Genomic DNA, 14,312 nt, shown 5'->3' with positions numbered 1-14,312 from the left:
TTACTGGTTGTGGGTAGCGCGACGGGGGCGACGGGCCTGGGCCGGTTTGCCGGCGCCATCGGCCGGACGCTGTCCGCCCTGCGGCTTGGGCTTGCCACTGTTACCGGTGCGGGCACCGCCGGCGTTGCCGCCATTGGCGGAGCGACCGGCGCCCTGACGCTGGCCCTGACCCTGCGGACGCGGCGGCGTACGGCGCTGCTCGCTCGGATCACGGGGCTCTTTGCGCAGGGGCGCGCCTATACCACGGGCAATGTTGTCCAGGGTTTCACGGGAGGCTTCGAAACCGGCCACCTGCTCGCACGGGATGTTCTGCTTGGTCAGACGCTCGATGGCCTTGATAAGCTTGCCTTCATCGGCCGCGACCAGGGAGATGGCGTGACCGGCGGCACCGGCACGACCGGTACGACCGATACGGTGTACATAGTCTTCCGCCACGTTGGGCAGCTCGAAGTTGACCACTTGCGGCAACTTGTCGATGTCCAGACCGCGGGCGGCGATGTCGGTCGCCACCAGCACCTTGACGCTACCTTCCTTGAAACCGGCCAGGGCACGGGTACGGGCACCCTGGCTCTTGTTGCCGTGGATGGCGGCGGCGCTGACGCCGTTCTTGTCGAGGGTCTCGGCAACACGGTTGGCCATGTGCTTGGTACGGGTGAACACCAGCACCTGCTGCCAGTCGTTGCTGGTGACCAGATGGCTCAGCAGACCGATCTTGTTGGCCTTGTCGCACGGGTGAACCAGCTGCTCGATACGCTCGGCCGTGCTGTTGCGCGGCGCCACTTCGATCACGGCCGGGTTGTTGAGCAGGCCGGTGGCCAGCTCGCGAATTTCGTCGGCGAAGGTCGCGGAGAAGAGCAGGTTCTGACGCTGCTTGGGCATCAGGGCCAGGATCTTGCGGATGTCGCGGATGAAGCCCATGTCGAGCATGCGGTCCGCTTCGTCCAACACCAGGATCTCGACTTCGTCGAACTTGACGGCGTTCTGGTTGTAGAGGTCCATCAGGCGGCCCGGGCAGGCAACCAGCACGTCCAGACCACGGCGAGTCGCCATCATCTGCGGGTTGATGCTGACACCGCCGAAGACCACGTGGCTGCGCATCGGCAGATGTTTGCCGTAGTTGCGCACGCTCTCGCCCACCTGGGCGGCCAGCTCACGAGTCGGGGTCAGTACCAGGGCGCGGATCCGGTTGGGAGAAACTTTACGCTTGCTCTCCATCAGACGCTGCAGCATCGGCAGGGTAAAGCCTGCGGTCTTGCCGGTCCCTGTTTGGGCCGCCGCCATCAGGTCGCGGCCAGCCAGAACGGCGGGGATCGCTTGCAGCTGAATGGGAGACGGGGTGTCGTAGCCTTGCTCGGCAACGGCACGCAACAAGGGTTCGGCCAGACCGAGGGAAGAAAAACTCATAATTACCTGCTAGGGATAGTGGCGCCGGGGATTTGTGGTGGGGCTCCTCTGCTGAGCCGATGCCATCTCACAAGTTCTGGGCCTATTGAGAAAACAACGATTTCCCCGGGGAGCAGAGCAAAGGGGAAAGAATAGAGGCGCAGTCTAACGGAGTTGCCGTGGATAAACGAGAGAAATGTGATGTTCATCCCAGCGCGAACCGAAAAAGTGGGTCACCTTCCCGCTCGCAGATCCTGCCTCAGAACTCATTCGAATCAGGCTATGCTTGATGCCAGCAACAGACGACCATCATTTCAGTCCCCGAACAAGGAGGTTCAGGCTCATGGCTGCACATATCACAAGCAAGTGTCGTCGCTGGCGTCAGGCAGGCCTGCTGCTGCTGGCACTGGGGCTGAGCCTGCCGCTCGGGGCCAAGACCAGGCTGTCGGTAGCCTGGGGCCACTGGCCGCCCTTTAGCTACATCAACCCTCAAGGCTCGCTGGATGGGCTGGATGTGACCCTGACCCGCCAGATCCTGAGCCAGGCCGGGCTGGAGGCGCGCTTTCGCAACCTGCCCTGGGCCCGTGCCCTGCACCTGATCAAGCAGCAACAGCTGGATCTGGCCATGGGAGCGCTCGATACCCCGGATCGGCGCGAGTTCGCCCGCTTCTCGGCCCCCTATCGGCGCAGTACCTTCGTGCTGCTGAGCCACAACCCCATTCCGGGCCATGCCGATCCCTGGCAAGACATACAGAGCCTCCCCGCCCTGTGCCAGCAGACGCAACTGCATCTGGGCAAGCTGCGTGGCACCCTCCCCACCCAGCGGATGGCACACTGCCAAGCCCTCAAGGGCGCCAACGACTACAACACCGACGACAGGTTGATCGAACTGCTGCTGGCTCGTCGCCTGGATGGGGTCATCATGGAGTGGCAATACGCGCGCTATCGGCTGCAACAGCTGGGGGCGGACGGCTTCATCCGCTGCCAGTTGTTGCTGCACCATCAGCCGGTCAGCCTGATGTTTGCCAAAGAGGCGGTGAGCGAGGCAGAGCTCGCCCGGGTCAATGATGCCATCGCCGCCCTCCCCTCGCCCGGCAGCGGCTTTGCCCCGCCTCCATGCCGGTTTGACAATCCAGAGGGGGAGGAAGCCGCGCCCCGACCAGACACGGCCCAGACCCGTCAGCCCTAGGCGGCGAGATCCATAAAAAAGGCGACCCTGGGGTCGCCTTTTTGCGCTGCCTGTGACTGCGCCATTGCGGTATTTTTCTGCGCCACCGCTCGATCAGTTGGCGGGGTAGGCAGGCCGATCAGCGCAACTGGGGCGTATGGGTCAGCACGCCCTGATTCTGGGCACGATGGCGCAGCAGGTGATCCATCAACACCAGCGCCAGCATGGCTTCGGCGATGGGCACGGCGCGGATGCCGACACAAGGATCGTGACGACCCTTGGTGATCATCTCGATAGCCTCGCCCTCGGTATTGATGGTCTTGCCCGGCACTGTGATGCTGGAGGTGGGTTTGAGCGCCATGCTCACCACGATATCCTGACCGGACGAAATCCCGCCCAGAATGCCACCCGCATGGTTGCTGGCAAAGCCGGCCGGGGTCATCTCGTCGCGATGTTCGGAGCCTTTTTGCTCCACCACGGCAAAGCCGTCGCCTATCTCCACCCCTTTCACGGCATTGATACCCATCATGGCGTGGGCTATGTCGGCATCGAGCCGGTCGAACACCGGCTCGCCGAGGCCCACCGGCACCTTGCTGGCAATGACCTGTACCTTGGCACCGACACTGTTGCCCTCTTTTTTCAGGTCACGCATGTACTGATCGAGCGCCTCCAGCTTGCCCGCATCGGGGAAAAAGAAGGGGTTCTGCTCAATCTGCGCCGCGTCGAACGCCTCGGCCTTGATGGGGCCGAGCTGGGAGAGGAAGCCGGTGATCTCGATGCCGTGCATCTGCTTGAGGTACTTCTTGGCGATGGCGCCCGCCGCCACCCGCATGGCGGTCTCACGGGCGGAGGAGCGACCACCGCCCCGATAATCCCGCTGACCATATTTCTGGTGGTAGGTGTAATCGGCATGGCCCGGGCGGAACACATCCTTGATGTCGGAGTAATCCTTGGAGCGCTGATCGGTATTCTCGATGAGCAGCCCGATGGAGGTGCCCGTGGTCTTGCCCTCGAACACCCCGGAGAGGATCTTCACCTCATCCGGTTCACGGCGTGGCGTGGTGTAACGGGAGGTGCCAGGCTTGCGCCGATCCAGATCTCCCTGCAGATCCGCTTCGCTTATCTCGAGCCCGGGCGGACAGCCGTCGACCACGGCGCCCAGCGCCAGGCCGTGGCTCTCGCCAAAGGTGGTGACCCGAAAGAGTTGGCCAAAACTGTTCCCTGCCATGGGTGCTCCTTGCTGCTTAGCTCTTGTAAATCGCGAAATGGTCCCGGTATTGCTCCAGCTCGGCCCTGGTCATCACGAACACGCCGTGACCACCGTTCTCGAACTCGACCCAGGTAAAGGGCACTTCCGGGAACTGGGCTTCCAGGTGGATCATGCTGTTGCCCACCTCGACCACCAGCACGCCGTCATCCTTGAGGAAGTCGGCGGCATTGGCCAGCAGGCGCTTGGTGAGCTTGAGGCCGTCCGAGCCGGAGGCCAGCGCCAGTTCCGGCTCGTGACGAAACTCCTCCGGCAAGTCCGACATGTCTTCGGAGTCCACATAGGGCGGGTTGGAGACGATGAGATCGTACTTGTCACCGGCGGGCAGATCGCGCATCAGATCGGAGCGGATCGGAATGACCTGCTGCTCCAGACCGTGATCGGTGATGTTGCGCTCGGCCACGTTCAGCGCATCCACGCTGATGTCGATGGCGTCCACTTCCGCACCCGGGAATTCGTGGGCCATGATGATGGCGATGCAACCGGAACCGGTACAGAGATCCATGATCCGGGTCGGCTCATGCTTGAGGAAGGGGGCGAAGCGGTTGGCCACCATCTCGGCGATGGGAGAGCGCGGGATCAGCACCCGCTCGTCCACGTAGAACTCCCAACCGGCATACCAGGCCTTGTTGGTCAGGTAGGCGGCCGGCACGCGTTCCTGCACGCGGCGAATGATGAGCTCGGCGATGCGATGACGCTCGCTGGTGGTCAGACGGGAGTGGCGCATGCCCGGATCCGCGTCCGGCGGCAGATGTAGCGCGGGCAGTACCAGCTGCACGGCCTCATCCCAGGCGTTGTCGGTACCATGTCCGTAGAAGATCCCGGCGTCGTTGAAACGACTCATGGCCCAGCGCAACATGTCCTGGATGGTGTGCATCTCGGCAACCACCTCATCGATAAATATCTTGTCCAAATCCACCTCCAAGTCGAGTAATATCCGGCCCGAGAAACCTATATAGCGAGCAAGACGAGTACCTGATGAAAAAAACGCCCTCACCGACGATCGAGGAAAGCCTGCTGTTTCGCGATGCTGTCAAAGGTACCCGGAAAATTAAGCAAGATACCATAAGGGCCGACCTGCGCCCGGTCAAGCAGAAACGCGAACTGCGTGAAAGCCGCGAAAAGCTTGGGGTTGGCCACTTTTTCAGCGACGAGTACCAGCCCCATCTGGACGAGGATGGCCCGACCCGTTACGTGCGTGACGATGTGTCAAAATTCGAGCTGAAGAAGCTCAAACGCGGCATCTACCCGCCGGAGATTTATCTGGATCTGCACGGCATGAACCAGAACCAGGCAAAGCAGGAGCTGGCCGCACTGCTCACTCTCTGCCAGAAAGAGAACATCCACGTCGCCTCCGTGATGCACGGCATCGGCAAACACATCCTCAAGCAGCGGATCCCGAGCTGGCTGGCCCAGCACCCCAATGTGCGCGCCTTTCATCAGGCCCCTCGTGAATGGGGCGGCGACAGCGCCATCCTGGTGCTGCTGGATATAGAAGAGTAAACGGCCACAGACAAAGGGTGACAACACCCCTGCCGATAGCGCCACCTTGATGCCCCTTGCCATCAGTGCCTGCCGCCCGCATCACACACCTGGGCTCATGTCCCAATAAAAAACCACCGCTGCCCGCCGGTGGTTTTTTATTGGCCTGGCCGGATCTGCGTCAGCCCGCCGCCTCCACGTAGCGTTTGAAGTTGTTCAAAATGCCCTGCCAGCCCGCTTGCTGCTGTTCACGGCTATGCGCGGACTCAGCGTCAAAGTCCAGGCTCACCAGGGTGGCGCCTTGCTCCTCGACGAAGCGCACATCCACAGCCCGTCCGTCATCCATCACATAGGCAAGCCGGGTCGGTGCCTCGACCAGGGTGAAGGTGCCCTCGAAATCGAAGGCGGCACTGCCATCCCTGGCCGCCATGTGATGACAGAAACGACCACCCACCACCAGATCGACCCGGCTGCGCGTGGTGTGCCACTCATCGGAGGCGGCATTCCATTTGACGACACAGTCCGGGTCATTCCAGGCCCACCAGACGGCGTCTATCTCCTGCTCGATACGCGCATCAATGCTGATCTTCATCCCTCTCTCCTTGCCTCGATTGACATCCCTTGCCAGCGCTGGCCTCGACACCGAGACCGCCTCTCCAAACACAGCTGGCGACGTGTGCGATACCCAAGTCAACAGAGTAAAGCCCAGCCACGCCCCCTGAGCCAGTCACCCCCGCCACGGCTTGACTCACGCCATGGCGGATCCTGACGCATGGCATGATTGGTGGAAAAACGCCCACACCGTACTGAATATCAACGTGTTATTCGCAGTGGAGGTTGCATGTTCACACAGGGCTCCCATGCCGACATCAAGTCGTCTCTCGATGCCATCGGTGCCGCTTCGATGAGCTGGTGAAGCGCTCAATCTTGCAGGCTCGGACGACTGAAACATATCAGTGGCCCGCTCGATGCGTGCACCACGACCAAGCTGTCACCATTAGGCAATTGCCAGTCGAAAAAATCGGAAAATCCCGTGGTCGTGAGGGCGCGGATCACTTTTGCCACCACCCCGTGCGCCACCAGCAAGACCCGCTCGCCCTGCGCCTCCTCGGCAAGCCTGGTCAACCCCAGTGACACCCGCGCAATCACGGCATCCAGCGACTCCCCTTCCGGGGGCGCTGCTGTCCAGCGCCGGGTAATATTGCGCGCCCACAGCGCGGGATAACGCTCCCTCGCCTCTGCCTGGGTCAGCCCTTCAAATACCCCCACATGACGTTCACGAAAGGCGGGCACTATCCGGGCAGGCAGCGCCAGCGTGTGCGAGACAAGTTCGGCACTCTGCCTTGCCCGCAGCAGAGGCGAGGTCAGCAATCGCTGAAACGGCGCCTCCGTCGCCACAAGCAGCTGCGCCAATCTGGTGACTTGCGCAACTCCCGTGTCATTCAGCCCGACATCCAGCGCCCCCAGATAACGCCTCTCGGCATTGGCCTGGGTCTCACCATGGCGGATCACCACCAGTTCCATCATTTGTCCTTGTCTGTCAACGTCATCGCATCAGCACCTTTCTCATCAGGGCTTGGGCGCAAACTGCTCGAACACCTGCTGGCCGGTCAGGGTGGGCGTCTCGTTCTTCAACTCGTAGAAGTCTGGCTTCTCATCGATGAAGATCTGGCTCGCCAGCTGAAAATCGTCCCGCTGGAAGAGGCCAGCCGGCACTATGTATTCATCCGTCGGCAGCAGGTGATAGAAGAGGTGGGTGCCGCAGGTGGGGCAAAAGCCGCGCTCCGCCCACTCGGAGGAGCGATAGGTGGCAGGCGCCATCCCGCTGAAACGCACATCCTTGCCGCAGTGCACCGCAAACAGGGGACCGCCGGACCAGCGCCGGCAGGTGGTGCAGTGGCAGAGGTTGACCTCCTGGTGATCCCCGCTCGACACCAGGATCCCGCCGCACAAACAATGTCCTTGCATAACGCCTCCCTGACAAGATGGATCCAAGCCGTTCTTCGGCCATATTTCGCATCAGATGAGTACCACACCTGTCGCGCCCTCGCCATTAACTGCCTCACAAAACACGGCACGGATCCAGCCAGTTCACCGCATCTGGGGGGGCGCGGCCTCTCCCTGTCGGCCAAGGAGGGACGCGCGCGCCACGGCCTGCTCGTTACCCATCATCTCGCAAGCATTTTTTGAAACGCATCTCTCCCTCCTCCTGAATGCCATCCTCCATCCAGCCAAGATGGCGATAAAAACCGTTGGCCCTGACCCGGAGATCCGCATCGGTCAGCAGCCACACCTCGGTGCACCCTTCGGCACTGAGCCAGCATTCGGCAGCCTGCATCAAGCGGCGCCCCAGCCCCCTGCCCTCATGACTCTGGCGCACAAACATGGCAAATATGGTGGCGTCACCGGCCTCTGCCATCGCAAACGCCACCACCTGGTCCCCGTCACAGGCCACCCAGCCTCGCCCGCTTCCGGTGAGCATGCCGGGCAAGGTGGCGGGGGTGATCCCCACTGCGGCCAGCTCCAGGAGGGACATCTGGTTCTCTCGCACACTGGTACGCACCTCGAACATCGCCGGGACATCCACCGGGGTAGCAATACGTATCGTCATAACACCTGCTTGTCTGTGTCGAGCCGGGCCCCGTTTGGCCTGCCCAGCATGAATGAATGTTTGCGTCAGCGTCTGGCCGTTTCCTGCAGGGCGATCCGGTTGCCCTCGGGATCCTGAAATTCAGCCACCCTGATGGTGTCGCCAACCCGGGTAACGGGATACAGACTGTTGGCACCGGCCAGCAAGGCGCTGGCCATCACCTGCTCGATATCGGTCACCGCCAGATAAATCCGCGTGCCATCCAGGCTCGGAACATATGTCTCTCCCCTGGCCAGGGCACCGGAACACCCCTCTCCCCCCTCCGAGAGCGGGAACAACGCCATCTCGTTGCCATCTATCTCCGCTCGCTCGAACGTGATGCCAAATACGCGGGAGTAAAACCCGATGGCTCGCGTCATATCCGTCACCGGAATTTCAAAATGCATGGCGATATTCATTGTGTGGCCCCTCCTTGTTTATCCCGATTCAGCCATCATCAAGGCCCATGTCCGATATGGCCACCTGTCTCTCAAAACACAGAGTGAGAGGCTGGCACACGACAAGATCACGCCATTATGCCGCGCCATATAGAAAAATGGATATTTTCCCAGGCGCAGTGTGCCAAACGAAACAACCATGAAAATAGGCTTGACGACGGTGGAGATAAATTCCCCTGCCCCAGGTCACTGAGTGTTGGCGCGCGATAACAAGAGGCCGGTATGATGGCTTCCAGCCATCGCATCACGCTGGATGAGCAGCCGTTCGCCAATATTTATGGCATACAACCTACATCGCCAGACCAGCAAACGGCTTTTCGCCGCACATATATCGCCAACAGGGAGCACCATAAGATACCGGATATGAACAGAGGATAAATAAACCGTCTTCTTCAGGGCGAAGTCATCTCTTGATAAGTGGGAGGTGCAAGCATGGCAATTCATCTTCTGCCTAGATGAATAAATGGCCTCTATAAGATGCAAGGGGGAGGCAATAAGCCTCCCCCTTTCCTTTTCGTTCAGCCAGATATATGAAGGGGCCGTGGTACAAATCTCGTTAGCCCAGGTGATGGAGCCAAGCCCTCCTTACCTGGCTGGCACCAGCGCCCAGGGATCGCCCTTGCCGGGTTCATTGCCCTGAGTCCACCACTTTGCCTGATAAACGGCGCCCTTGTAGCTGGCCTTGGCCCCCGCCGTATAGACGGTGGTCGCGCTCCAGGCCGGCGCGTCCCCGATCGGCGGATCGACCGGATCCACGGGGGCCGGATCCAGCTTGGCCACCACCCGCACCTTGGGCCAGTTGGCATGGGAGCCGTAGAAGTTGGTCACACACTTCTCGTAATCCCCCGGCACCAGGGCCGAATAGGCGGTCTGAAAACCCACCAGCTCACATTCAAAGGAGTAACCGCCGGGTCTGTCCGGGTAGTACTTCCAGTTGCCATCCCAGTTGGTATAAAGCACATCGGTGGCGCCGTTCAGATTCAGGCTGCCATAAGGGGTCTGCTGCCAGCAGGTGTTCTTCTCGTCGGCCTTGACGGGGATCTGGTAATGCTCGGCCAGCCCCTCCCAATAACGGATCCGGTTGACCGGTTGGCCCTTGTCCTTGTTCTGTTCACCACACTCTATGCCACCGTTGATGACGTTGATGGTGGTGCCAAAGCCGTAGCCGATGCCCGCCGCTATCTCGCGCTGGGAAGGCACCCAGGTGCGGTCTATCACGTGCAGCATGGCAGGCTTGGGGGCCTGGGGGGTGAGGAAGAACCAGATGGCGGAGGCCAGATTCAGCCAGGAGTCGGCGACCCGCCCCGGATCGCTCAGCAGCACCGAGGCATCACCCGCAAACATGGCCTCGGAGAAGGCGCCGTAGTTGAAGTGATAAGAGAGCTGCTTTGCGCCGCGTCCGAAATAGCCCTGCCCCGTGCTGCAGGGCCACTTCTTGTTCTGCCAGTCATTCTGGCCGCAACCCGTGGTGTAACCCGCCTGCCCCTCTGACCACCCCATCTCGCGCACATGCACCAGCGCCTGTTGCCACTCCTCCAGCGCCAGCGGATTGTCGGATATATTGTTCTTGCTGATATGCCCGCCCGTCTCCTGGGCAAAATGGGCGAAGGCCGTCACTATGGATTTTTTGCAGATGGCATCCGAATCCCGGCCATCGGTATATTCACCACAAAAAGCCGGGAATTTACCTATGGCCCGCAAGAAGCGTTCATAGGTATATTCAGGTGCCGCCATCTGGGTTAAATATTCCCAGTCCGATTCCGTGAATACCCGCTCGACCCGTTTGACGTTATCCGGGTTGCTGGCCGCTCTTGGTATGATGGCATCGACAATATTATTGGGCCGTGTCGCCAATGCTTTTGACCAGACCCCGTACATGGGATTGGCTGTCTTTGATTTTTCAACTGCCGCCAGATCCGGTGCGGCAATCACATATCCACCGGTATTTTGTGGATCGGGCTGAATATTCATGGCGGCATAGCTTGGAAATGCGCAGGCAGCAGCAACCAGCCAGGCACATTGCGTGGGTTTGAACATGGGGCACAGTCCTTGTCTCGGAAAAGTTCATCCCGAGAATAGGCTTTTTCATAACTAAATTCTCATCAAAAATTAAGAAATAAAACGGATCTGTGAGCCATTTCACTCTCTGGGCGAAACGCCATAAAATGCATAAAAAACAGATGTTCCGACTGATGCAAAGGGCACTGTGATATGCCTTGTAAAAGCTGATGAAAAATAATAGCAACCCGCATCTTGCCGTGGCCCATCCCATGATGGGCCACATCACACACCTATGGGGTCAATCACCCGGCAGGATAGGAACTGCCCGGCTGGCAGCCGGGCATTCCAGAGGGATGTCACTCATGCCTGTGCAGAGCGCACGGCACGGATCAAGATATTGCGGGGGGTCATGGGTTTGTCGCAAAACTCGCCCACCTCCACCCGGTAGCCCTGCTCTTGCAGGAAGAGCGCCCGATCGAGCGCCAACCAGATCTCGAGCGGTCGGCGGAACAGATGACGCACCAGCTCCATGCGGGCGACATCGCCATAACGGGCCTCCCCCATGGCCAGAAAAGCGGCAAGATCCATTCCCGCCGGCAGGGCTATCCCCTTGCGCTCGGCCGCCCATTCACAAAATGCCTCGAAGCTGCCAGTGAGCAGGCTTTTTTGCATATTGGGCACCGGCAAGTATTCGTTCACCCCGCGCACCTGGCGCTGCAGGCAGTCAAACCCGAGCCGCCACACCACCTCCAGCTCGCGCAGGCGCGAGATGCGGGCCCCGGCGGTCACCGTCTCCTGCAGCGGCAACCGCAGATCCGCCTTGGCCAGCTGCAGATCGCTGGCCCGGGCGGCGGTGGACAAGGGGGCATAGTGAGTACCGCGGATCAGGTGATAGCAGCAAGGGGATATGGTCACCCCCTGGGCGCCGCGCTCGGCCACCAGCGCCAGCAGATGGGTATGCAGCTCGCCGCAGGCGTGCAGCGCCATGGCGTGGTGTTCGGTAGCGAGCAGCTGGCCGGCATCGGCCGCAAAGGCGTCCGCCTGCACAAACTGCATGCGGGCCCCGTCACGGGCCGCCAGCCGACGCCCCTCCTCACAGAGCGGACCTTGCAGCTCCAGGCTCAGGATCTCTGCCCGGCGATGCAGGGAGACCAGCCGCCCCAGGTGCCCCTTGCCCGCGCACCACTCCAGATAGGGGCCTTGATGAGGTGGCAGGCAGCCGGTAAAGGCCTCTATCTGCGCCTGCTTGCGACCCGGCATGTGCATCGCCATCTCCTTGGCGCACTGGATGGGCTCGGGGCTAAATAGCGCGAGCTCACTCAGGGCATGCAGCGTCTTCCCCGCCGGGATCCAGGGAGCGAGCAGGTCGCACAATGCCCCCATGTCGCCATCGAGTCGATTGATCTGTTCAAGGGGCATGACGTTGAGCTGTGCGGCCAGCGCGGGGGCCTCGTCGGCGAAGGCCAGGTTCAGGTGATGATAGGGTTGGTATTGCCACCAGCGCCGGGTCTCGGTCAGCAATCCATCCAGTTGTTGAAAACGTTGAGCCAGCACGCTTGCCCCTGCCTTGCAGTCAAAAAAGAGGCTTATTCTAGCGATCCCTCCCCAAAAAGCACTCGCCAATGCGGGTCGGCCGCCATAAGGCCGGACTCCGGCCTGACTGGCGGTCATACACCCAGGCTTGGCCCCGGCAAGCCGCCGTTAGCGCAAGTGTCAACCTGGCAAACGACCCGGAGCCCGGGTGTTGGCCTGACAAAGAGAGGGGTTTTATGCTATATTCCGCCCCCTCTTTACCCTGGTTCGCTCAAGGCGGGCCATTTTACCAACATGAATGGAACCAAAACATGACCATCAATGCCATCCTGCAAGCGCGCGCGGGCGCCAAGTGTGAACTGTGCGGCGCCGAACAGGCACTGTCTGCCTTCGCTGTGCCCCACTCACCGGCCAGCGATGATGATCACAGCCTTGCCCTGTGTGACACATGCCGTGGCCAGCTGGAGCAGCCGGACACCACAGTGGTCAATCACTGGCGTTGCCTGGGCGACAGCATGTGGAGCCAGGTTCCCGCCGTGCAGGTCATGGCGTGGCGTCAGCTGAAAGCCCTGTCCGGCCAGGGCGAAGTGTGGGCTCAGGACATGCTGGACATGATGTACATGGAAGACGAGACCAAGGCCTGGGCCGAAGCCGGCCAGGCTGGCGATGATGACGACAACGTACCTACTCTGGATTCCAACGGCGCCGTGCTGGTCGAAGGTGACTCGGTCACCTTGATCAAGGATCTGGACGTCAAGGGCGGCGGCTTCACCGCCAAGCGCGGCACCCTGGTCAAGGGCATCCGCCTGACCAACAACCCGCTGCACATCGAAGGCAAGGTCAACGGCGTGCAGATAGTGCTGGTCGCCGCCTACCTGAAAAAAGCCTGATAGAGTCAGGTTTGCCAGTGATACCAAGAGCGCCCCAAGGGGCGCTTTTTGGTGGCCGCGATATGCCGCACAAGCCTTCTGCTAGTCGCCCAACCTTGTTTGATGCCTACTGCTACCGAGCTCACTCGTAGCTAGCCCCCCTGTTTTTCCTCGGCACCCCGGTTGAAATGTGCTGTTTTCTTCGACAGAGGATTGGCTCAGACGGCAACCCTGTGGCACTCTGGGACGTCGATGGACAGACTCACGGACACTCGAGGTGTCCCCACTGCAAAAGGAGCAACACAGATGGCCAAAGCCAGCAAGAAAGATATCAAGAAGAAGATCGCCGCACGCCTTGAGAAAATTGCCAAGCACGAAGGCAAGATCAAGAAGCTGAAAAAAGCCCTGAAATAAGGGCCGGCATGATAAAAAAGCCGCCATCAGGCGGTTTTTTTATGGCTCCATTAGTCGCAAGCCGCCCCCAATGGCCATGACTGCCAGCGTCTGGCCAGCACCAGCACCTCTTGCTCCAGCCACAACCCGTGTGCGATCAGATGCGTGAGTGCCTCTGCCAGCAGCTCCCCAGGCCTGCCTGCCGTGGGAGCGGCGCCCCAGGGGATCTTGCCTCTGCTAGCCTGTTGCCCCTCAAGCTGACGGGTCAGAGGACGGGCATAGTGATGGATATACGCCATCAGCATCTCGGGCAACCAGAGTGCCAAGGGCCGATGGATGGCCCCAGCCAGCTCGCTGGCAATGTCCAATCCCCGCTGATCCAGATCGCCAAAATGAGCCCAGGGCACAGCCGCCGGCAACAGCGGGATCACTTGCCGTGCCAGCCTGGTATTGCGGCCAGGCACATAGAGCAGCAGGTCCCCCGCTTGCAATGGGTAATCCACGAAGGCGCCCTTGTTCTCCACCGTGACTATCTGCCGCCCTTGCCACTCGATGCCCTGCAGCCTGGCCAGGCTGCGCTCCGGCAAGGCCAGCTCTCCCAAGAGTGCCATCGGCGCCCTCATCTCGTGGCGCTGGCCATCCTGATCGATGAGTGACAACGGGCTCAGGGTACGCAGTCGGATCACCTCATCCTGCGTCAATGCTATGTCCATGGCAGCTTGATCCGGGTCTGTGTCACTGCGTGGATGCTTGCTGTCCCCATGCCAAAGGGCATGAAAACTGGCCTGATTGAGGCGCGAAGGCAAGCTCACCCCGAGGGCCTGCACACTGCCGCGCATGTCCGGCATCTGAGGTGTTGTGTGTGCCAGCTGCTTGGCAAGATAGTCGTGCCCCGCGGGGGTCAAGGTATGGCGAGCGCTGCGCCCCACCGGCTTGACACCGCTCACCGCCTGCAACAGGGCAAGCAGCTCGCGGCCATGCTTGCTATCGAGTGAATACCCCTTCTCATCGGTGCCCTCCAGCAAGCGGGCACAGAGATCCTGTACCCTGCGCTCATCAAACAGTGACATCTTCGCCTCCCCTATTACGGTGCCATATGACCAAGTAGAGAGGTTTTTGCTGCCCGTTA

At 60.8% G+C, this 14,312-nt stretch carries 14 protein-coding genes; 3 read left to right on the top strand and 11 right to left on the bottom strand.

Going from position 1 to position 14,312, the window contains the following annotated elements; genetic code table 11:
* Window positions 1-1,404 carry a DEAD/DEAH box helicase gene (locus IU367_RS10300; protein WP_274454226.1) on the bottom strand — a complete coding sequence of 468 codons (1,404 nt, stop codon included), beginning with the start codon at window positions 1,402-1,404 and terminating at the stop codon, window positions 1-3.
* Window positions 1,405-1,726: 322 nt separating this feature from the next.
* Between IU367_RS10300 and IU367_RS10295 the strand changes: the two genes are divergently transcribed.
* A complete protein-coding gene (locus IU367_RS10295) occupies window positions 1,727-2,572 on the top strand; it encodes a substrate-binding periplasmic protein (protein ID WP_274454225.1) in 846 nt (281 codons plus the stop codon).
* 118 nt (window positions 2,573-2,690) lie between these two features.
* On the opposite strand, the gene aroC is transcribed toward IU367_RS10295, so the two are convergent.
* Both aroC and prmB read right to left on the bottom strand, forming a co-directional pair.
* The gene (aroC, locus tag IU367_RS10290) at window positions 2,691-3,779 is read right to left on the bottom strand and encodes a chorismate synthase (protein ID WP_043555824.1); all 1,089 of its coding nucleotides are present in this window, start codon (window positions 3,777-3,779) and stop codon (window positions 2,691-2,693) included.
* A gap of 16 nt (window positions 3,780-3,795) precedes the next feature.
* Window positions 3,796-4,731, bottom strand: coding sequence for a 50S ribosomal protein L3 N(5)-glutamine methyltransferase (gene prmB, locus IU367_RS10285; RefSeq protein WP_274454224.1), 936 nt, complete (start codon window positions 4,729-4,731; stop codon window positions 3,796-3,798).
* A gap of 65 nt (window positions 4,732-4,796) precedes the next feature.
* On the opposite strand from prmB, the gene smrB reads away from it, so the two are divergent.
* On the top strand, window positions 4,797-5,321 hold the full coding sequence (gene smrB / locus IU367_RS10280) for an endonuclease SmrB (protein ID WP_005315464.1): 525 nt from the start codon (window positions 4,797-4,799) through the stop codon (window positions 5,319-5,321).
* Between the two features lie 160 nt (window positions 5,322-5,481).
* Here the strand turns inward: smrB and IU367_RS10275 are convergent, their stop codons facing one another.
* The 7 genes from IU367_RS10275 to IU367_RS10245 all read right to left on the bottom strand — a co-directional run bounded on the left by IU367_RS10275 (window position 5,482) and on the right by IU367_RS10245 (window position 11,978).
* Window positions 5,482-5,892 carry an SRPBCC domain-containing protein gene (locus IU367_RS10275; protein WP_043141921.1) on the bottom strand — a complete coding sequence of 137 codons (411 nt, stop codon included), beginning with the start codon at window positions 5,890-5,892 and terminating at the stop codon, window positions 5,482-5,484.
* Window positions 5,893-6,221: 329 nt separating this feature from the next.
* Window positions 6,222-6,824 carry a histidine phosphatase family protein gene (locus IU367_RS10270; RefSeq protein ID WP_274454223.1) on the bottom strand — a complete coding sequence of 201 codons (603 nt, stop codon included), beginning with the start codon at window positions 6,822-6,824 and terminating at the stop codon, window positions 6,222-6,224.
* Between the two features lie 45 nt (window positions 6,825-6,869).
* Window positions 6,870-7,268, bottom strand: coding sequence for a GFA family protein (locus IU367_RS10265; protein WP_264304152.1), 399 nt, complete (start codon window positions 7,266-7,268; stop codon window positions 6,870-6,872).
* A gap of 193 nt (window positions 7,269-7,461) precedes the next feature.
* Window positions 7,462-7,911 (bottom strand): GNAT family N-acetyltransferase, encoded by a 450-nt coding sequence (locus IU367_RS10260; protein ID WP_274454222.1) that lies wholly within the window; start codon window positions 7,909-7,911, stop codon window positions 7,462-7,464.
* Between the two features lie 65 nt (window positions 7,912-7,976).
* Complete coding sequence (locus tag IU367_RS10255; protein ID WP_274454221.1) at window positions 7,977-8,348, bottom strand: VOC family protein; 372 nt, start codon at window positions 8,346-8,348, stop codon at window positions 7,977-7,979.
* 624 nt (window positions 8,349-8,972) lie between these two features.
* The gene (locus tag IU367_RS10250; RefSeq protein ID WP_274454220.1) at window positions 8,973-10,424 is read right to left on the bottom strand and encodes a chitinase; all 1,452 of its coding nucleotides are present in this window, start codon (window positions 10,422-10,424) and stop codon (window positions 8,973-8,975) included.
* A 324-nt stretch (window positions 10,425-10,748) separates the two neighbouring features.
* On the bottom strand, window positions 10,749-11,978 hold the full coding sequence (locus IU367_RS10245; protein ID WP_274454369.1) for a methyltransferase: 1,230 nt from the start codon (window positions 11,976-11,978) through the stop codon (window positions 10,749-10,751).
* Window positions 11,979-12,232: 254 nt separating this feature from the next.
* Here IU367_RS10245 and IU367_RS10240 point away from each other — a divergent pair, with 254 nt between their 5' ends.
* On the top strand, window positions 12,233-12,811 hold the full coding sequence (locus IU367_RS10240; RefSeq protein ID WP_043141929.1) for a PhnA domain-containing protein: 579 nt from the start codon (window positions 12,233-12,235) through the stop codon (window positions 12,809-12,811).
* 443 nt (window positions 12,812-13,254) lie between these two features.
* On the opposite strand, the gene IU367_RS10235 is transcribed toward IU367_RS10240, so the two are convergent.
* Entirely contained in the window at window positions 13,255-14,253 is a 999-nt protein-coding gene (locus IU367_RS10235) for a Wadjet anti-phage system protein JetD domain-containing protein (RefSeq protein ID WP_274454219.1), read from the bottom strand.
* Window positions 14,254-14,312: the final 59 nt, after the last annotated feature.

This window comes from Aeromonas bestiarum (assembly GCF_028751155.1).
Taxonomy (GTDB): domain Bacteria; phylum Pseudomonadota; class Gammaproteobacteria; order Enterobacterales; family Aeromonadaceae; genus Aeromonas; species Aeromonas bestiarum.
Note: the sequence above shows the minus strand (reverse complement) of the source record. Positions and strands in the feature narration are given on the sequence as shown.